The sequence below is a fragment of the Dankookia rubra genome (assembly GCF_004355005.1).
In the GTDB taxonomy this organism is placed as follows: Bacteria; Pseudomonadota; Alphaproteobacteria; order Acetobacterales; family Acetobacteraceae; genus Paracraurococcus; species Paracraurococcus ruber_A.
Window position 1 is genome coordinate 240,580 of sequence record NZ_SMSJ01000001.1, and the last position, 19,400, is coordinate 259,979.

Consider the following 19,400-nt stretch of genomic DNA (forward strand, 5'->3'; position numbering starts at 1 on the left):
TTGCGCTGCCTCGCGGCTACGTCGCCGCCCGCACCCTTGCCGGTTGGCGCACCCGGCGCCGGGCCGCGAGCAGATATGCTTCGAGCTCAGCCGCGCGATGCGCCGCGGTATGGTCCGCGAGAACCCGGGCGCGGAAGGCGCGCGCGACCGCATCGCGGGACGCATCGGGCCAGCCCAGCAGGATGTCCCGCACCTGCCCGGGCCGGTCGGCCAGCAGGATCTCCTCGCCGGGCCGGAACAGCGCCTCGATCCCGTCCCAGGCGTCGGAGATGACCGGTGTGCCGCAGGCGCCAGCCTCAAAGAGCCGAACGCTCGGGCTGTGTCCGGCGCGAACCATGTCCTGCCGAGTCACGTTGAGGGTGAAGCGGCTGGCGGCGTAGAAGGCCGGGTGGTCGGCGGGGGGCACATGCTCGAGCCGCTCGACATTCGGCGGCCAGGCGATGTCGTCCGGGTACTGCGCCCCGGCGACAACGAAGCGTAGCTGCGGTGCCTGCCGGGCAGGCTCCAGCAGCAGGGCTTCCAGCACTGGCTGGCGATCATCGCTATAGGTGCCGAGATAGCTGAGGTCCCAACGGCGTGGCGCATCCAGCACGGGATACGCTTCCGGATCGACCGAGCAATGCAGCACGCGTGCCGCCGGCGACCCGTAGCGCGCTTCCAGCAAGGCCAGTGTCGGACCGCCGGTGAAGGAAAGATAGAGGTCGTAGCCGCGGATCTGCCGCCCTGCGAGGTACTCCTCCTCGCCGCGCGCAAGCTTGGCAAGGGTCACCGGCGTGTCGATGTCGTAGAAGGCCGTGACGCCGCGCGCCATGCATTGCACCATGTCACCGACCGCGACACCCTCTGGGACGAAGGAGCCGACCACCACCGCGTCCGCCAAGGCGATCTCCCCGCGCCAGCGAAGCAGGTCATCCATCCCGCGGTAGAACTCAAGCGCGCAATAATCCGGCGCGGCGAGGTCGCGATGACCGGCGTACCAGGGAACCTCGCGCTCAAGGAAGACCACCTCGTGTCCTCGTGCGGCAAAGGCTCTCAGCAGGGCGCGATAAGTGGTGGCATGGCCATTGCCCCAGGCCGAGGACAGGCTGAGGCCGAGTACGACGATCCGCATCGGCGCCGCGCTCATGCCGCCCGCTTCCGCGCCGCAACCTCGCGCAGCAGGGCGTCGACCTGCATGCCGCGCCGCGCATAGGTGTGCTCCGACAGGATGCGCACCCGCGCCGCCTCGCCGATTCGTCGTGCCCGCTCCGGCGTCAGTTCGGCCAACTGTGCCGCCACCTCGGCACCATCCCGCGCGACCAGCACCTCGGTGCCCTCGTCGAGGAAAAGCTCGAGCCCAACCCAGGCATCCGTGATAAGGCAGGCGCCGGCCCCCGCCGCTTCGAAGACCCGCGTGGCGGGGGAAAAGCCTGTGGTCGCCATGCTGTCTCGGGCGATGTTCAGCACCGCGAGCGGCGAGGTGTTGAAGGCGTTGTGCTCATGCGTATAGACGTGCCCGATCGACCGCACATTCGCCGGCCTCGCCTTGTCGCCCCAGCCATTGCCGCCGATCAGGAAGCGGTGGTCGGGCAGCAGCGCCGCTGGGCGCAGGAAGAACTCCTCCACCCGGGCCTCGCGGTCCGGCAGCCGGTTGCCGAGGAAGGAAAGATCGGCAACGAAGCGCGGTTCGGGCGGCACCGGGTGATGCGTCATGGGGTCGAGCGCGTTGTAGACCGGCAAGCAGCGCCGCGCGCCAAAGCCCTCATAGGCCTCCACGACAGGCGGACCGCCGCCATAGGTCAGCACCAGATCGAGGTCCGGCAGCATGCGTCGCAGCAGATGGTCGGGTGCCGCGGCAAGCTCCGCCAAGGTAGCCGGAGCATCGACATCCCAAAAAATGCGGATCGCACCCGGCCGGGCCGCGGCCATGACGCCCTGCAGCAGCGCATCGTCGAAGACACCGACGCCGCTGGCCTTGACCACGACATCCGCGCGCGCAGCCTCGGCCATCACGTCCCGCAGCGCCGCTTCGGTTGCCGGATAGACCCTTACCTCCGCCCAATCGGGCGGGGCAATGTCACGGTGCTGCTGCCGGTCGAAGGCATCGGGTTCGTAGAAGGTCGCGTGGTAGCCGTGGCGGTGCAGCGCGCTCAGCATACCGCGGTAGTAGGTCGCTGCGCCGTTCCAGTAGGACGACAGCAGGCTTGATCCATAGAAGGCAATCCTCATGCGCCGGCCTCCTCGGGCATGCGAAGCTGCGCCAGGATGGCCAGCAACTCGTCCACGCGATGGGCGCAGGTATGGCGGGCGCGGATCGTCTCGAGGCCGCTCGCCGCCAGTGCCGCGCGCAGGCCGGCATCGGCTCGGATCGCCCGCATGTGCCGCAGCATCTCTCCCTCGTCGCGCGCGACCAAGTAATCCTGGCCGGGACGGAACAGATGCTCCGCATCCTCCCAGGGAGCCGACAGCAACGGGATGCCGCAGGCCAGTGCCTCGAAGACGCGGATGGTCGGGATGCCCGGCAGCATTTGCACGTAGAAGCGGCGCGGCACATGGACCGTGGCCAGATGGCGAGCGAAGATTTCGGGCGCCCGGGCATTCGGCAGCCACCCCCGATACCGCGCCCCGAGCGCGGCGAGCTTGCCGAGCGCCGCATCGGGGTAGCGCACGCCATGAATGTCGAGCGCAAGGCCGGCGTCCCGCGTCGGCCGCAGCAGGAAGTGTTCGAGCTCCTCGCTCCGCTCGTCATCACCCCAATTGCCGATCCAGACCAAGCCCTCACGGCTCACCTCCGCCGCAGGCGGGCGAAACAGGCGGGTGTCCGCAGCCTCGTGCCAGACGAAGACCCGGCGATCCCAGCCCCATTGCTGATAGACCGCCGCCAGGGCCGCGCCGAAGGCAAGCACCCCGTCGAAATCCTGCAGGTCGAAGCGGCGGATCGCTTCGGGGTCGCTCATCGCGCGGTGGTGCGTGTCGTGGAACAGCAGGCGGAACCGCCCGCCGGCCCGGCGCGCGCGACCAATCGCCGCGACGACCCAGGGATCGGTCCATTCATGCACGATGACGAGGTCGGCCGCGTCGATGGCGGATACCAAGTCATCGGCGTTCCGGTAATTGCGTGCACGCAACCCGGGATAGGCCGCGCGATAGGCGCCGAGCCCTGCTTCGCCATGGTCGCGGAGTAGATTGTCGAGGCTCCAGGACTCCGCCGGGGCCAGCGCCGTCACGTCGTTGCCGCGCGCCTGCAGTTCCGCCAGGATGCCACGCAGAAAGTGAGCGTTACCGTGATTCCAGCAGGATTCGATGGAATGGGCGACGTAGACGAGCCTCACGCAGCAACATCCCTTCCCGACCGGCCGAGCACCTTATCATAGATGGCGAGCATCCCGTCGACCTGCCTGTCCAGGCTGTAACGCGTGGCACGTTCCTGCGCCGCAATGCCGAGCTTGGTTCGCCCTCCCTGATCGCGGGAGAGGCGTTCGATTGCTGCGGCGAAGCCGCCCGAATTCCTAGGCGCGACGAATGTAGCCGCACCGTCCCACAACTCGCGGAAGCCGGCAGTGTCGGACAGCACCAGGGGACAACCAGCCTGAGCCGCTTCCAGCACGGTAAGGCCAAATGGCTCGTAGAGCGCCGCGCTTACGAAGATCGGTCGAGTCTCAAGCAACGCGGCCATGGCTGTTGCGGGAAGTCGTCCGAGCCGGCGCAGGTGGCGCAACTCGACATTGCCGCCGTTCGGCCCTTCCGTCGGACCCGCTGCGATCAGCGGAAATGGCAGCAGCGCCGCCGCCGCATCGAGCGTAGCCGCATCCTTGCCTTCGTCCCAGAGCCGGCCGGCGGTACAGGCAATCGCTTTGAGGGACGCCGCTTCCCGCAGCGGAAGCCGACGCCGCGCATTGTGCACCACACGCGGGGCTACCGAAAGATCGTAAGCCGCCCGGGTCGCCGCGGCGAACCAGCCTGACGGCGCGACCAGGAGATCTGCCGACCGATAGGCGCGCGCCACCAAGGCAGTCCGCCAGACGAAGTCGTCAGGCATCGGCCCTGCCCGCATCGTTTGCCACCACGTCGCAAGGCAGGAATGGCAAGCAATTACCAAGGGTTGGCCAAAGCTTGCATTAGCAGCAGGTGCGGGCGAGTTAAGGTGCACGAGGTCGGCGGAAACCTCGCGTGCCAGCGCGGCGAGTGCGGCGCCAGATGCCTCGACTTCGGCGGCGGATCCGGCAAGCCATTCGAGCGGGCAATCGAGTTCCACCAGTCGCAGCCCGGGAATGCCTTCCGCTTCGACACGCTGTGCCGGATCCGGCGGTGGCCCTAGCACGGCAAGCACGATCGTCACGCCCCGCTGCGCCATGCCCGCCGCAAGATCCAGCGCATAGCCCCAAACGCCGCCGACCGTATCAGCGCTCATCAACAGGCGCAGCCCAGCCGGCGAGGTCATCGGCAGCAGCCCGCTTCCAGGACCTCAAGGGAGGCGACCCCATTCTCCTGGATGTCGCTCAGCCGGTCGAATTGCGCGAGGTAGTAATCATGCGCGCGCTCCCAGGCCATGTCGTCCGGCGCGCCCCAGAGGCGACGGTAATCCGGGGAACTGGGATAGGGATAGAGTGGCACCGGGTCGTTTGCCCAGACGCCGCCGCGCTGCAGGCGCTCCCGCCAGGTTGCGACCATCCCTGCATCATCGCCAGCGACCTTGATGAGGTTGGCTTGAACGAACGGCACCCGCCGCTTCGCATAGAGCAGCCGCTCCGCCAAGTCGTCGGTCGACATGCGGCAGTTCTTGTCGAGCGCCGCCCGCCCTTCCGGCGTCAGGCTCTCGACCCCGGCTTCGATGGAGACGCAGCCGGCCTGACCGAGCAGGTCCAGCATCTCCGGCTTCCATAGGTCGATGCGGGTCTGGATGCCGAATTGCAGGCCGCGCCCGACCAGCGCTTCCAACAAAGGGCGTTGCGGCAGAAAAATCTCATCAATGAAGTAGAGATAGCCGACACCTTGAGAGGCTAGCCCGTCGATCTCCTCCAGCAGTGGCGCCAGCGTGCGCCGGCGATAGGCATCGCGGAAGTCGATCTTGGCACAGAATGAGCAATGGTAGGGACAGCCTCGTGAGGCCTCGACTTCTGCGCCGGGAACGGTCGGGTCGCAATCGAAGCGGTGATGATGGTGACGGTGACGTTGCATCCATTCATCCGGCCAATGCAGTGCCGGCAGGTCAACGAAGGCACCGGCATGGGCACCACCGGTCACGTTGATCGCCCGGTCCTGCCTGAAACAGATTGCTGGAACACCGGACAGGTCCTCAGACTGCGCGAGCCGTCGGACGATCTCCTCGCATTCGCCACGCACGACGACGTCGACGCCCAGCTTCTGCAGGGTCGCCTGCGGGGTCACCGAGCCATGCGGCCCTACCGCGACCGTTCGGCCACCTGCGAAGCCCAGCGCCACAAGAAACTCCCGCGGCACACGCAGTTCCGGGGGCGCGCAACGCCAAAACAAATAGGTCGGCGCAGTTGTGACGACCGTCATGTCCGGCCCGAAAGCCGCAACCTGCTCCGCAGCATCTGGCGCCGAAAGGCTGCAGAGATGTGCGTCCAGCATTAGCACGTCATGCCCGTCCGCCTCGAGGAGCGCGCGGATATAGCCAAGTTCCAGCGGCAGATGCGGCGCTTGGCAACCGAAGTAGATACTGCCCTCAAAACTCCAGGACGGATTGACCAGTGCAACCTTCATGGCGTTGCCTCGGCCGGTGCGTGCTCAGCGGCTAGCCACGAAGCAAGTGCCTGCAGGCCCTGGCGCCACGCTCGCGGCGCCGCGAGGCCCAGTATCCGCTGCGCATGCCGCGTGTCTGAAACATAGTAACGCTGGTCGCCCGCCCGCCAGTTGCCGTGCCTTACCTCGATCCGGCAACCGAGAGTCTGCTCGATCGCACCGATCACCTGCAACAGGCTCACGGCATTTGCCGGTCCGCCACCGAGATTGAAGGCCCTTCCATTCGACGCGTCTATCCTCTGCCAAGCCGCAACGTAAGCATCGACTGCGTCATCCACGAAAAGAATGTCCCGCACTTGGCATCCGTCGCCGTAGATGCTGATGGGCTGCTGGGCAAGCGCGCGCAAGACGAAATGCGCGACCCAGCCCTGATCCTCAGTGCCGCGCTGCAGCGGCCCGTAGATGCAGCTCATACGGAATACCACGCTGGGCACGCCAAAGCTGCGCGCGTAATCTAGCACGTACTGGTCCGCAGCACCTTTGGAACAGCCGTAGGGCGTATGGAAGTCGAGCGGCCGATCCTCGCCGATGCCATGCTGGCGAATCGCGTCCGGTCGCGGGACATAGGTCTCGTCCCCGAGGTCGAGCGGGATATCCGCGAGGTCACCGTACACCTTGTTCGTGCTAGCGAAGATCACGGGTACCGCGCGCCCTCGGCGGCGTGATGCTTCCAGCACGCCAAGCGTGCCGCGCAGGTTCACAATAAAGTCCTGCACCGGATCGTCGAGACTGCTGGTCACCGCAACCTGCGCCGCGAGGTGGAACACCGCATCGGCCTCGGCCATCGCACGTCCGAGTTCCACCGTGTCGTTGATATCGGCAATGATCGGGACCACACGGCCCGCATGGCGCCGCCGAAGCCAGTCTAGGTTCGCCTCTACGCCATCGCGGGTCAGCGCGTCATAGACCAGCACCGTATGTCCTTGTGTCGCCAAGCGGTCAGCCAAATTGGCCCCGATAAAGCCGGCACCGCCTGTGACGAGGAGAGGACGACCGCCGCCCATCACGCGACCAGCCCCCTGGCCTCAAGTTCACGGCGCGCCTCGTGAACCCGGTCCTCGGCTCTCTGCCGCGCGACCCACTCGGCCAGCTCAGCGAGTCCCGCAACGAAATCGGTGCGAGGCTCGAAGCCGAGCATGCCCTTGGCCAGGCTGATATCGGGAATACAATGGCGAATATCGCCGGCCCGTGCCTTACCAGTTATCTCCGGTGCCATGCCGGGCCGTCCCATCGCGCGGGCAAGCAGCGCGGCAACGTCCGATACGGTGCGATGCTCGCCACTGCCGATGTTGAACACGCGGCCTACCGCCTCTGGCCGCTCCAGCGCGAGGATGAAGGCTTGCGCGATATCCGAGACATGCACGAAGTCGCGGCGCTGCTGGCCGTCCTCGAAAATCATCGGAGGCTGGCCGTTGTGCAGGCGCGACGCGAAGATCGCCAGCACACCGGTATAGGGATTTGACAGTGCCTGTCCCGGCCCGTAGACGTTCCAGAGCCGCAGCGCGACGCCCTCCATGCCATAGGCTGGTGACAGGGTCAGGGTCAGGCGCTCCTGCACGTACTTTGTAATGGCATAGACCGACGCAAGCGCCGGACGCTTTTCCTCTGGTGTCGGCAGCGGCAGCAAACCGCGTCCTGATTCATCAACCGGGTCCCAAGGCTGGGTCGAGCTCGTCCTCGGCAGACGGACGGCATCCTCGACCAATCGGCCAGAGGCGCTGCGATACAGTCCCTCCCCGTAGATGCTCATGGACGACGCGACCACGACGCGACGCACCGGCCGCTCGATCAGGCATTGAAAAAGCACTGCAGTGCCGGAATCATTGGCAGACACATACCGGTCTACCGCATACATGCTCTGCCCGACGCCGACTTCGGCTGCGAGGTGCACGACAGCATCCACTCCTTGCAGTGCACGCGCCACGGCCGCAATGTCTCGCACATCCCCGCGGTGGAACTCGACATGAGGTCCGACCGAGAGAACGCCAGACTGCGCCCCATGCACTTGGTCCAACAAGCTGTCCAGCACCCGCACGCGATAGCCGCGGCGGAGCAATTCACCTGCCAAATGACAGCCTATAAACCCCGCGCCACCCGTAAGAAGAATCAATTCCGACACCAGGGCGCCTCCGTTCTATCCACCTGCCGTTTGCGCTGCCGGTCTAGAGGTCGCGCCACGTCGATCGGTTCCCGGACCTACAGCTCGACGATGCGTTTGGCGTCGCGCCTGCGGCCGCCGAGCAACAAAGGCTCCCGGCTCAGTGCGAACGCAAACCGCGCCAGGACGGAACCGGTACTCACCTGCATTTGTCAGTGCCGCATTCCGTGCCGGCGGGGCGAAGCGCCGCGCCTCGCGTTCCCCACCATCACAGCCAGAGCAGGCTGCGGCCATAGACCGATGCGAGGGAGACAAGCTTTGGGTTCCAGACGCGTGCGGGTCGGGCTGATCGGCATCGGTAACTGTGCGTCCTCCTTCGTGCAGGGCCTGACCTATTACCGGTCGGCCCATGACCAGGTCCCTGGCCTGATCCGGCCGGATCTCGGGGGCTACCGGATTTCGGATATCGATATCAGCGCAGCTTTCGACGTCGCTACGGAAAAGGTCGGCTGCGATGTTGCCGAAGCGATCCTGGCGCACCCGAACAACACGCATCGGTTTGCTGAAGTGGGGCCGCTGGGCGTGACCGTGTCGCGTGGCCGCACGCTCGATGGGATAGGCCGCTACCTCCGCGACGAAGTGAAGGAGTCGGATGCGCCGGAAGCGGATGTCGCCGAGATCCTGCGTCGCAGCGGTACTGAAGTCCTGGTTTCCTACTTGCCGGTCGGTTCGCAGCAGGCCACCGAGTGGTATGCCGAGAAGGCACTCGAGGCCGGCTGCGCCTTCGTCAACTGCATTCCGGTCTTCATCGCCTCGGATGCAGGCTGGCAAGCTCGATTCGCCGAACGGCGCCTGCCGTTGGTGGGAGACGATATCAAAAGCCAAGTCGGTGCCACGATCGTACACCGTGTCCTGACAAACTTGTTCCGAGAGCGTGGTGTATCGCTCGATCGGACCTATCAGCTCAACTTCGGCGGGAATGCCGATTTCCTGAACATGCTCGAACGCGAAAGGCTGCAATCGAAAAAGATCTCGAAGACGCAGGCGGTCACCAGCCAGATGGATGTACCGCCTGCACCCGGCGACATCCATGTCGGTCCGAGCGATTTCGTCCCGTGGCTGGGTGACCGGAAATTCGCGCAGATCCGGATGGAGGGAACCGGCTTCGGCGGTGTGCCGCTGCAGTTGGAGTTGAAGCTGGAAGTCTGGGACTCTCCCAACTCCGCTGGTGTCGTGGTCGATGCGGTGCGCTGCGCCAAGCTGGCGCTCGACCGTGGCCATGGCGGCGTGTTGCAGGGACCGGCCAGCTACTTCATGAAGTCACCCCCGGTGCAATTCACCGACGCTGAGGCCCGGGAACTCACGCTGCGCTTCATCGCCGGCGAGGGCTGATCCGGATGGCGACGACCATCCTTTTGGTGCGCCACGCCGCCCACCCCTTGCTTGGCAAAGTGCTCTGCGGACGGATGGCCGGCGTGGAACTCGACGGGGCCGGGCGCGACCAAGCGGCACGGCTGGGGACGCGGATCGCCGTGCGCAAGCCGGATGCGCTGTTCACCAGCTCGCTCAGCCGCGCGCGCGATACCGCACAGGCCATCGCCGACGCTTCTGGTCTGGTTGTTCAGCCCTGCGAGGCCCTAGACGAGATCGACTTCGGCGACTGGACCGGTGCCCGCTTCGATGACCTGGAGGGCGATCCAAGATGGGTGCGTTGGAATGGCGAGAGGGCCAAGTCCTGCCCACCGGGCGGTGAGCCGATGCAACAGGCGCAGTCGCGCGTGGTCGCTGGCATCCACCAGATGAAAACTTCCTATCCGCACGGCACGGTCGTCGCTGTCAGCCATGCGGACATCATCAAGGCGGCCCTGCTCTGGTGCATTGGACTGACGCTCGACGCGCATATGCGGTTCGACATCGATCCCGCATCCTCCAGCGCTCTCGTGCTGTGGGACGGCGGCGGAAGGCTAATGTGGATGAATGAGGGGGTGACCGCATGAACACGCGGATCGAAGCCGAGGCGTTGCGCCGGCGCGCCGCCGCGCTCGGTAACTGGTTCCACAACATCGACCTTGGCGGCGTCAGCACCGCGCCGGACCATTTCCTCGGTGACTATCCCTCGGTGAAGTGGCGCCGCTTCGCGCATGCGGTGCCGCAGGACCTCAGCGGCCGCAGCGTGCTCGACATCGGCTGCAACGGCGGCTTCTATGCAATCGAGATGAAGCGTCGGGGCGCCGCGCGGGTGCTCGGCATCGATTCCGACCAAGACTACCTGGCGCAGGCCCGCTTCGCCGCCGAGGCCACCGGCCAGGACATCGAGTTCAGGGCCATGTCGGTCTACGATCTTGGCACGATCGGAGAGCGATTCGATATCGTACTGTTCATGGGCGTGCTGTATCATCTCCGCCATCCACTTCTCGCCCTCGATCTGATCCACGAACATGTCGCCGAGGACATGCTCATCTTTCAGTCGATGCAGCGCGGCAAGCCACAGATTGCGCCTGTGCGGGAAAATTTCGACTTTTGGGATACCGCGCCCTTCGACGATGCGGGCTGGCCGAAGCTGCATTTTATCGAGCACCGCTACGCCCAGGACGAGACCAACTGGTGGGTGCCGAACCGTGCTTGCGCGGAAGCCATGCTCCGCAGCGCCGGCTTTGCCATCGAGGCGCATCCGGAGGAGGAGGTCTACGTCTGCAGGCGCGTCGACGCACCGCAAGGAGCCGGTGCGGTCTACCCGGCCCGGGAGAACCGCGCATGATCGAAGCGGCGATGATCTGGAACGAGCCCAACAACAAGTCGCATTGGGACCCCGAGCTCGACCCCGACTGGCGGTTGTTTGCCGAGATGGCGACCGGTGCCGCTCAGGCGATCCGCGCCGCGCACCCGACCCTGCCGCGGGTACTCGGAGGCATTTCGCCGATCGATCCCGCTTTCATTGGCAATCTTGCGGAACGCGGGGTCCTGGATCACCTCGAGGTCGTCGCGGTACATGGTTTCCCGCTCGACTGGAACCTCTGGCAGATCGGCGAATGGCCGATGAAGCTCGACGAGATTCGCGCGGTGACGGACCTGCCGGTCTGGGTGTCCGAGGTTGGAGTCTCATCCTTCGGGGCCGAGGAAGTCCAGGCCTGGGGCGTTGATCGTACCGCGGAACTGCTGGTGGGGCGCGCACCGCGCATCCACTGGTACAGTCTCTATGACCTGCCGCGCGCCTGGGAAGCAACGACTCGCCATCGCGAGGCGGAGGGCTCGTCCTACTACCGGCATTTCTACATGGGGCTGCTGCGCGAGGACGGATCGCCAAAGCCATCGCTGGAAGCCTTCGCCCGCCGAGCCCCGGCCCTCGGCCTGTGCCAGTGGTTCCATTTCGAGGATCACCGGCTGGACGACGCGGTCGCCTGGATGCGGCGGCTCGGAGTCCGGCACCTGCGGACCGGCCTTTCATGGGCCGACAGCTTCCGGCCGAATGCGCTCGACTGGTTCGACCGGCAGATGGCGGCGCTCGAGGAATTCGATGTGACAGTCACCTTCTGCTTCACGCCGGAGCACCGCGGCTTGGCGCCGCATCACACCAGCCCGCCGCTTGTGCCGGCGGAGTTCGCCGAGTTCTGCGGGGCGATGATTCGACGCTACGCCCGTCCCGGAACCCCGGCTGCCGCGCTGGGTTGACCATCCACTCACACTGCGAATGCCGAAGTGCCATGGCCGCGGACAATGTTGACCTCGATCTCCAGGATGCCCGGCAGGCAGCACGCGCCGCGTCGCTGCGCTACGTGTCGGATGATGAGCCGGGTATCGGTCGCAGGCGCTTCGGCAAGGGATTCAGCTACCGCCAGCCCAAGGGCGGCACTGTGAAGGATCCGGCCACGCTCCGCCGCATACGCGCCCTGGCCATCCCACCGGCTTGGACACAGGTCTGGATCTGCCCTCGGGAGGACGGCCACATCCAGGCGACCGGCCGCGACGAGAAGGGACGCAAGCAGTACCGCTACCATCCCCGTTGGCGGGAGACGCGGGACGCCGCGAAATTCGGCCATATGGTCGAGTTTGCCCGCGCCCTGCCGCATATCCGCGACCAGGTGGAGCGCGATCTGGCGCTGTCCGGTCTGCCGCGCCGCAAGGTGCTGGCGACCGTGGTGCGGCTGCTGGAAACCACCCTCATTCGTGTCGGCAACGACGACTACGCAAAGCAGAATGGCAGCTATGGCTTGACGACGCTGCGGAACCGCCATGTCGAGGTCGAGGGCGCGAAGCTCCGCTTCGCCTTCAAGGGAAAGAGTGGCAAGGCCTGGCAGCTCCAGATTGCCGACCGCCGCATCGCCCGCATCCTCCGGGAGTGCCAGGACCTGCCGGGCCAGGAGCTGTTCCAGTACCTCGACGAGGCGGGCGAACGCCACGGCATCGATTCCGGCGACGTCAACGACTACCTGCGCGAGATCGCCGGCAGCGACGTGACGGCCAAGGATTTTCGCACCTGGGCCGGCACGGTGCTCGCCGCCCTGGCGTTGCGCGAGTTCGAGCGCTTCGACACTGAGGCCGCAGCCAAGCGCAACGTCAAGCGCGCGATCGAACAGGTGGCCCAGCGGCTTGGCAACACGCCGACCATCTGCCGCAAGTGCTATGTGCATCCCGGCGTGCTCGACTGCTACCTGGACGGCAGCCTGGCCGACCAGGTGCGGGAGGAAGCGGAGACCGAGCTGCGCGAGGCTGCGGCCGGCTTGCGACCGGAGGAAGCGGCGGTGCTCGGCCTGCTGATCGGCCGCTTGGCGCGCCAGGAACTACGTCCGGCACGCAGCGGCAGCGCCGCCCTGGCACGGGCGGCCGCCTGATGCGGATCGTCGTCTTCGGCCTTACCATTACCTCCTCCTGGGGCAATGGCCATGCGACACTGTGGCGCGCGCTCTGCCGTGCCCTGGCGCGCCGCGGCCATCACGTCACCTTCTTCGAGCGCGATGTGCCCTACTATGCCGACACGCGCGACCTGCAGCCGATGCCAGGGCTGAAGACGGTGCTCTACGCGGATTGGAGCTCCATCAGGCCACAAGCCGAGCGGATCCTGCGGGGCGCCGACATTGCCATGGTCACCTCCTATTGCCCGGACGGCGCCGCCGCCTCGGCACTGGTGCTCAACTCGGCGGTGCGGCTCCGAACCTTCTACGACCTCGATACCCCAGTGACGCTGGACCGCCTTGCGGCCGGCGAGCGACCCGACTACCTGCCATCCGAGGGGCTCGGCGGGTTCGACTTGGTGTTGAGCTATACTGGCGGAGAGGCGCTGCAGCGTCTGCGTTCCGAGCTTGGCGCGCGGCGCGTCGCACCGCTCTATGGCAGCGTCGACCTTGAGGCGCATCGGCCGGTCCCGCCGGACCCTCGGCTGCGCGCCGACCTCTCCTACCTCGGCACCTATGCCGCCGACCGGCAGCCGGCTTTGGAACGGCTATTCGTGGCGCCGGCGCGTGCCCTGCCCGCGCATCGCTTCGTCATCGGCGGCGCGCTCTACCCGCCGGAGTTCCCCTGGGCCGAGAATATCTGGTTCCTCCGCCACATGCCGCCGGCCGAGCACGCAGCCTTTTTCGCATCCTCCCGCCTGACGCTGAACATCACCCGGCGGGCCATGGCGGCGATGGGATGGTGTCCTTCCGGCCGGCTGTTCGAGGCAGCGGCTTGCGGCGCGCCGATCCTGACGGATTCGTGGGCCGGCCTCGCGGATTTTTATACGCCGGGAGGCGAGGTCATCGTCGCTGACACCAGCGAGGACGCAATTGCCGCCATCGGGCTGACCGACGCCGAGATGCGCCGCATTGCCCGGGCGGCTCGGGACCGCACCTTGGCCGAGCACACCGCGGACCACCGGGCCATTGCGCTCGAGGATGCCGTGCAGGCGGCGATGACCTCCGCGATGATCGGAGATTGAGTATGTGGGGCATCATCCCTGCGGCCGGCCTCGGCAGCCGCATCCAACCCCTGGCCTTCTCGAAGGAACTGCTGCCGGTCGGCAGCAGGCTGGAAGGTGGGGTTGAGCGCCCGCGCGCCGTCAGCGAGCACCTAATCGAGCGCATGCTGGCCGCCGGCGTCGATAAGATCTGCTTCGTCATCGCTCCAGGCAAGAGCGACATCATCAACTACTATGGCTCGCGCATAGGCGGTGCCTCCATTGCCTATGTGGTGCAGCAGGAACCGAGCGGCCTGTGCGACGCATTGTTCTGCGCCCTGCCGCTCATCAGGCCGGAGGAGCCGGTGGTGGTTGGCCTGCCGGACACCATCTGGTTCCCGGAAGCCGCACTGGCACCTTTGCCGGACGACGTCTTCAGCTTCCTGCTTTTCCCGGTCGAACGGCCGGAGTTTTTCGATGCCGTTGTCACCGATGCCGCCGGCCGGGTCGAGACCATTGAGGTTAAGCGCCGCGACGCCCGCAGTCATTGGATCTGGGGCGCCTTCAAGCTGCCTGGCTCCGTGCTGCACGAGTTGCATTCCCTCTGGCAGGAGCCTGGCCGGGGCGACGAGTACATGGGCACGTTGGTCAATGCCTGGCTGGCCCGCGGCGGCGCGGCGAGAGGCGTCCGTGCCGGCGAGGTCTATGTCGATGTCGGCACGCTGAACGGCTATCGCGAGGCGGTCTCGCTGCTCGCGCAGAGGCCTGGCCCGCGCGAGTCCGGCGCTGTCCCCTTCCGCGTGCTGCAGCAGCGCGCGACAGAGGCCGCCCGGATCCATGCCGTCCGGTGAGTTTCTTCGCAGGCTCGCCAGCCGCGAGGACCTGTCGCCGGCGCGCGTGCTGATCGTCGCGGCGCATCCGGACGACGAGGTGATCGGGCTCGGCGGCCAGCTACCACTCCTACCGCGGGCGCGGATCCTGCACGTCACGGATGGCGCGCCGCGCAACGGGCAGGACGTTGCAGCCCATGGTTTCGCCGATTGTGCTGCCTATGCCGCCGCGCGGCACGGGGAACTGGCGGCGGCGCTCGCCTTGGCCGGACTGCCGGCCGCCGCGGCGCAGACGCTCGGCGTGCCGGACCAGGAAGCGGCGCTGCACCTGCCGGATGTCGTCGCGGGCATCGCCTCGGCCATTGCGGCCTGCGGCGCCGAGATCGTGGTGACCCATGCCTACGAGGGCGGCCATCCCGACCACGATGCCATCGCACTGGCGGTGCATGCGGCGGTGCGGCGCTGTCCGGCTTCGATCATCGAGATGGCGGGCTATCACGCCGGACCGCATGGCATCGCAGTCGGCGATTTCCTGCCGCATGCGGGCACGGCGTCGGTGACGCTCTCCCTCTCGCCCGGGCAATGCGCCTTGAAGCGCCGGATGCTCGATTGCTTCGCCACGCAACGTGCGGTGCTCGCGGCCTTCCCGGTTGCCACCGAGCGACTGCGCACCGCCCCCGGATACGACTTCACCCGGCCGCCGCATGAAGGACGGTTGTTCTACGAGAGCTTTCCCTGGGGGATGTCGGGCGAGCGCTTCCGCCAGCTTGCGGCCGCGGTGCCATGGCACTGACGATCCTGCAGGTCGCCTTTCCCTTCGCGCCGGTCGGGCCGGATGCGGTCGGCGGGGCGGAGCAGGTGCTGAGCACGATCGAGCGCGGCCTGCCGCGCTTCGGTCACCGTGCCATCGTGCTCGCCTGCGAGGGCTCCGCCACGAACAGCACGCTTCTGCCGATCCCGCTACCGCCCGGGCCGGTGACGGATGCCATGCAGGATGCCGTGCATGCCGCGCTGCGCGAGCGCATCGCCGCGGCGCTGAGGCGCTACCCGGTCGATCTGGTGCATATGCACGGCATCGACTTCCATCGCTACCTGCCGTCCCCCGGGGTACCGGTGCTGGCGACGCTGCACCTGCCGCCGGGTTGGTACCCGCCCGAGGTCTTCCGCCCCGCGCGCCCGGACACCTGGCTGCACGCGGTCTCGTCGTCCCAGCATCGCGCCTGTCCGCCCTGCGCTTCGCTGCTGCCGCCGATCGACAACGGGGTGGCGACCGACGCGCTCCACCTGCCGCTCACGCGACGGCGCTTCGCCCTGCTGCTCGGCCGCGTCTGCCCGGAGAAGAACCAGCATGCGGCGCTCGAAGCCGGCAGCCAGGCGGGAATGCCGGTTCTGCTAGGTGGCCAGGTCTTTCCCTATGCGGCGCACGAGACCTATTGGCGTGACAAGGTCCTGCCGCGCCTCACGCTGCCGCACCGCTTCCTCGGCCCGCTCGGCTTTGCCCGCAAGCGCCGCCTGCTGAGCGCGGCGCGCTGCCTGATCTCGGCCAGCATCGCGCCGGAGACGAGTTCGCTGGTGGCGATGGAAGCCATGTCCTGCGGCACGCCGGTAGTCGCCTTCGCCTCCGGCGCGCTGGCCGACATCATCGAGCACGGCGTCACCGGCTTCCTGGTCCGTGACGTGGCCGAGATGGCCGTAGCGATCCGGGCGGCGGACGGGCTCTGCCCCGCGACCATCCGCGCCACCGCGCGGCGACGGTTCTCGGCGGATGCCATGCTCGCCGGCTATCTTGGCGCCTATCATCGGGTTGCGCGGCCGGGCAGCAGCCATGCGGCCTGATCCGGCCGGGCCAGCGATCGAGGAGGTCACCGATCTACCGGCGCTCGAGCGGCTGCAGCCGGAATGGGACGCGTTGTGGCAGGCCGTGCCTGATGCGACACCTTTCCAGTCGCCGGCCTGGCTGATCCCGTGGTGGCGGCATGTCGGTGACGGGGCGTTGCTGGCGTTGGCGTTGCGCGAGGGCGGCAGGCTGGTCGGGCTTCTCCCCTTCTACCGCTACGCCCGGCCGGAGGGCACCGGGCGGCTGCTGTTCCCGCTCGGCATTGCCACCACCGACTACCTCGATGCGCTGCTGCTGCCGAGCCAGGCACCCGCACTGGCCGCCCTGGGCCGCCACTTGGCACTGCGCGCCGATGCGGATGCCTGGGAATGGCCGCAGCTGCGCGCCGGTTCGGCGTTGCTGGCCCTGCCGGTGCCGGCAGGCTGGACAGAGGAGGTCGCAGCCGCGGACCCCTGCCCCTGCCTCGCCCTGCCCGAACGCCTCGATGCGCTGGCCACGCGCATCTCCGCCAAGACGCTGCGTGATCTCCGCACGGTTCGCCGCCGGGCGGAGCAGGCCGGGATGCTGGACTGGACGACGGAGGCCGCGGGCATCGAGGCGCCCTTCGACGCGCTGCTCCGCCTGCATGCCGCACGCTGGGCGACGCGCGGCGAGGGCGGCGTGCTCGCCGATCCTGCCGTTCAGGCCATGCACCGGGATGCCCTGCCCGCGCTGCACCGCGCCGGCCTGCTGCGCTTCCACGTCCTGCGGCTCGACGGCGAGATCGTCGCGGTGCTCTATGCCCTGGTCGATCCACCCGGGCGCGCGGCGCGGCGGATCTACTTCTATCTCAGCGGCTTCGACCCGGCGCTGGAACGCCTCAGCCCGGGCATGCTGTTGGTCGGCCAAGCGGTGGAAGCGGCGATGGCCGAGGGATGCGTCGTCGCCGACTTCCTCCGCGGGCGCGAGCGCTACAAGTATTTCTGGGGTGCCGAGGATCAGCCGACCTTCCGCCGCCGCCTGGTGCCGCCATGCGCAGCCTGCTGATCGTGCTCGACAGCGTCGGCGTCGGCGCAGCACCGGATGCCCACCGGTACGGCGATGCGGGTGCCGATACGCTCGGCCATGTCATCGCCCGCACCGGGCTGCGGCTGCCGGTCCTGGACGCGCTCGGCCTCACCTCCATCACCGGGCACGAAGGCCCTACCCCCCATGCGAGTTGGGGCCGCATGCGGCCGCGTGCCGCGGGCAAGGACAGCACGACCGGGCATTGGGAGATCGCCGGCATCGTCGCGGAGCGTCCATTCGCCGTCTTCGACGCCTTCCCCCCCGCGCTGCTGGCGCCGATCGAGGCGGAGGCGGGCACCGGCTTCCTCGGCAACATCCCGGCCAGCGGCACCGAGATCATCGAACGGCTGGGGCCGGAGCATCTGCGGACCGGCCTGCCCATCCTCTATACCTCGGCCGATTCCGTGCTGCAGATCGCGGCGCATGAGGCGGTGATCCCGCCCAGCCGGCTCTACGCGATTTGCGAGATCGCGCGCCGCCATGCCGATGCCTGGGCTGTCGGACGCGTCATCGCCCGTCCCTTCGAAGGCAGCCCGGGCGCCTTCTGCCGCACGCCGCGCCGGCACGACTTCGCCCTGCGCCCGCCGCGCAGCGTTCTCGATGCGCTGGTCGAGGCGGGGCTTCCGGTGCAAGGCATCGGCAAGACCGCCGACCTTTTCGCCGGCCGCGGCTTTACAGGTTCCACCCCGACCATTTCGAACACCGCGGGCCTGCGGGCGATCGCCGAGACCTGGGCGGCAACGCGCGAGGGCCTGGTCTTCGCCAATCTCGTCGATTTCGACACGGAGTTCGGCCATCGCCGCGACCCCGCTGGCTATGCGCGCGCGCTGGCGGAATTCGATGCCTGGCTCGGCGGCTTCCTGCCCGCCTGCGCGCCGGGGGACCTGTTGATCGTCACCGCGGACCATGGCAACGATCCGACGCATTCCGGCACCGACCATACGCGAGAGGAGGTGCCGCTGTTGCTGCGCCATGCCGGGCGCCGGGATCCGCTCGGCACGCGCGACGGCTTTGGCGATGTCGCTGCGACGCTTGCGGACTTCCATCGCGTCGCCTGGCCGGATGGGCGGTCCTGCCTGGCATGACGCCGCTCGACGACTACCTCGGCGGGCGCGTCTCCGCGCCGGTGGCGCTCATGCGCCTGCTGCTGGAGGGCAGGCCGGCCGCCACGGTTGTGGCACGCCTGGCGACGGCTGCGGAGGCGGAGCCCGCCCTGGCCCCGCTGCTCGCCCTGGCCGAATCCGAGCAGGACGGGCTGCTGACGATCGAGCGCATGCTCCGCGCCGGCGCGATTCATGCCGAGCAGTCGGACGCCGCGACCGCCATCGCCGAGAGCCGCGCCATGTTCGACCGGCTGGTGCGGATCAGCCCGGAGGCAAGCGTCGCCGCCTATAGCCTCGGAGACCCGGCGCTGCTGGCCGAGGCGACCGCCGAACTTGTGGAGTGGCTGCGCGCGCAGGACCTGCTGGCAGGTCGGCCGGACATCCTCGACCTCGGCTGCGGCATCGGCCGGTTGGCAGCGGCGCTGGCGGCGGAGGCGGGATCGGTCCTGGGCCTCGACGTCTCGCCCGCGATGATCGCGGAAGCCCGGGCGCGGCATCCCGGCCTGCGCTTCGAGACCTGTTCCGGGGGCGACCTGGCGGGGCTTGCCGATGCCTGCTGCGACCTGGTTCTGGCGGTTGACGTCTTCCCCTACCTCGTCCAGGGCGGCCTCGGCCTCGCCGGCCGCATGATGGCCGAGGCCGCGCGTGTGCTGCGGCCGGGCGGCACGCTGCTGATCCTGAATTTCAGCTATCGCGGCGCGACGGCCGACCGGCACGACCTGCCAGCGATCGCCGCCGCCAGCGGCTTCGGCGTGGTGCGCAACGGCACGCGGGAGTTCGTGCTGTGGGACGGCAGCATCTTCTGGCTGCGGCACGACGCGCAACCCTGAACTCCGGCCAGGGTTGCTGCTTACCAGTCCCCACAAGG

The 19,400-nt window shown here is 67.9% G+C and carries 19 protein-coding genes; 12 read left to right on the forward strand and 7 right to left on the reverse strand.

All coding sequences use genetic code 11. The features are described from left to right. Positions 1-16 precede the first annotated feature (16 nt). From E2C06_RS01135 to E2C06_RS01165, 7 genes are read right to left on the reverse strand one after another with little or no spacing between them, the layout of a single operon-like run. Positions 17-1,126 carry a CgeB family protein gene (locus tag E2C06_RS01135; RefSeq protein WP_133286734.1) on the reverse strand — a complete coding sequence of 370 codons (1,110 nt, stop codon included), beginning with the start codon at positions 1,124-1,126 and terminating at the stop codon, positions 17-19. After that, the gene (locus E2C06_RS01140) at positions 1,123-2,208 is read right to left on the reverse strand and encodes a CgeB family protein (protein WP_133286735.1); all 1,086 of its coding nucleotides are present in this window, start codon (positions 2,206-2,208) and stop codon (positions 1,123-1,125) included. Before E2C06_RS01140 ends, E2C06_RS01135 begins: the two co-directional genes overlap by 4 nt. Beyond that, positions 2,205-3,311 carry a CgeB family protein gene (locus tag E2C06_RS01145; protein ID WP_133286736.1) on the reverse strand — a complete coding sequence of 369 codons (1,107 nt, stop codon included), beginning with the start codon at positions 3,309-3,311 and terminating at the stop codon, positions 2,205-2,207. The genes E2C06_RS01140 and E2C06_RS01145 overlap by 4 nt, the downstream gene beginning before the upstream one ends. Further along, positions 3,308-4,390 (reverse strand): glycosyltransferase family 4 protein, encoded by a 1,083-nt coding sequence (locus tag E2C06_RS01150; protein ID WP_133286737.1) that lies wholly within the window; start codon positions 4,388-4,390, stop codon positions 3,308-3,310. Before E2C06_RS01150 ends, E2C06_RS01145 begins: the two co-directional genes overlap by 4 nt. Positions 4,391-4,416: 26 nt before the next feature. Continuing rightward, positions 4,417-5,706: a TIGR04295 family B12-binding domain-containing radical SAM protein gene (locus E2C06_RS01155; protein WP_133286738.1), complete on the reverse strand. Its 1,290-nt coding sequence runs from the start codon at positions 5,704-5,706 to the stop codon at positions 4,417-4,419. Next, positions 5,703-6,749: an NAD-dependent epimerase/dehydratase family protein gene (locus E2C06_RS01160; protein WP_133286850.1), complete on the reverse strand. Its 1,047-nt coding sequence runs from the start codon at positions 6,747-6,749 to the stop codon at positions 5,703-5,705. Before E2C06_RS01160 ends, E2C06_RS01155 begins: the two co-directional genes overlap by 4 nt. Further along, positions 6,749-7,864 carry an NAD-dependent epimerase/dehydratase family protein gene (locus E2C06_RS01165; RefSeq protein ID WP_133286739.1) on the reverse strand — a complete coding sequence of 372 codons (1,116 nt, stop codon included), beginning with the start codon at positions 7,862-7,864 and terminating at the stop codon, positions 6,749-6,751. Before E2C06_RS01165 ends, E2C06_RS01160 begins: the two co-directional genes overlap by 1 nt. Positions 7,865-8,176: 312 nt before the next feature. Here E2C06_RS01165 and E2C06_RS01170 point away from each other — a divergent pair, with 312 nt between their 5' ends. Genes E2C06_RS01170 through E2C06_RS01225 form a run of 12 tightly spaced genes read left to right on the forward strand, consistent with a single transcriptional unit; the run spans position 8,177 to position 19,362 of the window. Then, positions 8,177-9,235, forward strand: a complete 1,059-nt coding sequence (locus E2C06_RS01170) for an inositol-3-phosphate synthase (protein ID WP_241671052.1) — start codon at positions 8,177-8,179, stop codon at positions 9,233-9,235. A gap of 5 nt (positions 9,236-9,240) precedes the next feature. Next, positions 9,241-9,840: a histidine phosphatase family protein gene (locus E2C06_RS01175; RefSeq protein ID WP_241671053.1), complete on the forward strand. Its 600-nt coding sequence runs from the start codon at positions 9,241-9,243 to the stop codon at positions 9,838-9,840. A gap of 23 nt (positions 9,841-9,863) precedes the next feature. Beyond that, positions 9,864-10,601 (forward strand): TIGR04290 family methyltransferase, encoded by a 738-nt coding sequence (locus tag E2C06_RS01180; protein WP_241671054.1) that lies wholly within the window; start codon positions 9,864-9,866, stop codon positions 10,599-10,601. Further along, entirely contained in the window at positions 10,598-11,512 is a 915-nt protein-coding gene (locus E2C06_RS01185) for a glycoside hydrolase 5 family protein (protein WP_133286743.1), read from the forward strand. The genes E2C06_RS01180 and E2C06_RS01185 overlap by 4 nt, the downstream gene beginning before the upstream one ends. Positions 11,513-11,544: 32 nt before the next feature. Then, positions 11,545-12,672 (forward strand): DNA topoisomerase IB, encoded by a 1,128-nt coding sequence (locus tag E2C06_RS01190; RefSeq protein WP_133286744.1) that lies wholly within the window; start codon positions 11,545-11,547, stop codon positions 12,670-12,672. After that, a complete protein-coding gene (locus E2C06_RS01195) occupies positions 12,672-13,757 on the forward strand; it encodes a CgeB family protein (protein WP_133286745.1) in 1,086 nt (361 codons plus the stop codon). Before E2C06_RS01190 ends, E2C06_RS01195 begins: the two co-directional genes overlap by 1 nt. A gap of 2 nt (positions 13,758-13,759) precedes the next feature. Next, positions 13,760-14,566 (forward strand): nucleotidyltransferase family protein, encoded by an 807-nt coding sequence (locus E2C06_RS01200; protein WP_133286746.1) that lies wholly within the window; start codon positions 13,760-13,762, stop codon positions 14,564-14,566. Beyond that, positions 14,553-15,338 (forward strand): PIG-L deacetylase family protein, encoded by a 786-nt coding sequence (locus E2C06_RS01205; protein ID WP_133286747.1) that lies wholly within the window; start codon positions 14,553-14,555, stop codon positions 15,336-15,338. Before E2C06_RS01200 ends, E2C06_RS01205 begins: the two co-directional genes overlap by 14 nt. After that, positions 15,329-16,381 carry a glycosyltransferase gene (locus tag E2C06_RS01210; protein ID WP_133286748.1) on the forward strand — a complete coding sequence of 351 codons (1,053 nt, stop codon included), beginning with the start codon at positions 15,329-15,331 and terminating at the stop codon, positions 16,379-16,381. Before E2C06_RS01205 ends, E2C06_RS01210 begins: the two co-directional genes overlap by 10 nt. Continuing rightward, positions 16,371-17,408, forward strand: a complete 1,038-nt coding sequence (locus E2C06_RS01215) for a GNAT family N-acetyltransferase (RefSeq protein WP_206664388.1) — start codon at positions 16,371-16,373, stop codon at positions 17,406-17,408. The genes E2C06_RS01210 and E2C06_RS01215 overlap by 11 nt, the downstream gene beginning before the upstream one ends. Beyond that, entirely contained in the window at positions 17,393-18,514 is a 1,122-nt protein-coding gene (locus E2C06_RS01220; protein ID WP_133286749.1) for a phosphopentomutase, read from the forward strand. Before E2C06_RS01215 ends, E2C06_RS01220 begins: the two co-directional genes overlap by 16 nt. Next, positions 18,511-19,362: a class I SAM-dependent methyltransferase gene (locus E2C06_RS01225; protein WP_133286750.1), complete on the forward strand. Its 852-nt coding sequence runs from the start codon at positions 18,511-18,513 to the stop codon at positions 19,360-19,362. The genes E2C06_RS01220 and E2C06_RS01225 overlap by 4 nt, the downstream gene beginning before the upstream one ends. The last annotated feature ends 38 nt before the right edge of the window (positions 19,363-19,400 follow it).

What these genes read in the sequence shown, in the direction of transcription:
- E2C06_RS01135 (WP_133286734.1), bottom strand. Translation starts at nt 1,126, where the DNA reads ATGAGCGCGGCGCCGATGCGGATCGTCGTACTCGGCCTCAGCCTGTCC.
- E2C06_RS01140 (WP_133286735.1), bottom strand. Translation starts at nt 2,208, where the DNA reads ATGAGGATTGCCTTCTATGGATCAAGCCTGCTGTCGTCCTACTGGAAC.
- E2C06_RS01150 (WP_133286737.1), bottom strand. Translation starts at nt 4,390, where the DNA reads ATGAGCGCTGATACGGTCGGCGGCGTTTGGGGCTATGCGCTGGATCTT.
- E2C06_RS01155 (WP_133286738.1), bottom strand. Translation starts at nt 5,706, where the DNA reads ATGAAGGTTGCACTGGTCAATCCGTCCTGGAGTTTTGAGGGCAGTATC.
- E2C06_RS01160 (WP_133286850.1), bottom strand. Translation starts at nt 6,749, where the DNA reads ATGGGCGGCGGTCGTCCTCTCCTCGTCACAGGCGGTGCCGGCTTTATC.
- E2C06_RS01175 (WP_241671053.1), top strand. Translation starts at nt 9,241, where the DNA reads ATGGCGACGACCATCCTTTTGGTGCGCCACGCCGCCCACCCCTTGCTT.
- E2C06_RS01185 (WP_133286743.1), top strand. Translation starts at nt 10,598, where the DNA reads ATGATCGAAGCGGCGATGATCTGGAACGAGCCCAACAACAAGTCGCAT.
- E2C06_RS01190 (WP_133286744.1), top strand. Translation starts at nt 11,545, where the DNA reads ATGGCCGCGGACAATGTTGACCTCGATCTCCAGGATGCCCGGCAGGCA.
- E2C06_RS01195 (WP_133286745.1), top strand. Translation starts at nt 12,672, where the DNA reads ATGCGGATCGTCGTCTTCGGCCTTACCATTACCTCCTCCTGGGGCAAT.
- E2C06_RS01200 (WP_133286746.1), top strand. Translation starts at nt 13,760, where the DNA reads ATGTGGGGCATCATCCCTGCGGCCGGCCTCGGCAGCCGCATCCAACCC.
- E2C06_RS01205 (WP_133286747.1), top strand. Translation starts at nt 14,553, where the DNA reads ATGCCGTCCGGTGAGTTTCTTCGCAGGCTCGCCAGCCGCGAGGACCTG.
- E2C06_RS01210 (WP_133286748.1), top strand. Translation starts at nt 15,329, where the DNA reads ATGGCACTGACGATCCTGCAGGTCGCCTTTCCCTTCGCGCCGGTCGGG.
- E2C06_RS01215 (WP_206664388.1), top strand. Translation starts at nt 16,371, where the DNA reads ATGCGGCCTGATCCGGCCGGGCCAGCGATCGAGGAGGTCACCGATCTA.
- E2C06_RS01220 (WP_133286749.1), top strand. Translation starts at nt 17,393, where the DNA reads ATGCGCAGCCTGCTGATCGTGCTCGACAGCGTCGGCGTCGGCGCAGCA.
- E2C06_RS01225 (WP_133286750.1), top strand. Translation starts at nt 18,511, where the DNA reads ATGACGCCGCTCGACGACTACCTCGGCGGGCGCGTCTCCGCGCCGGTG.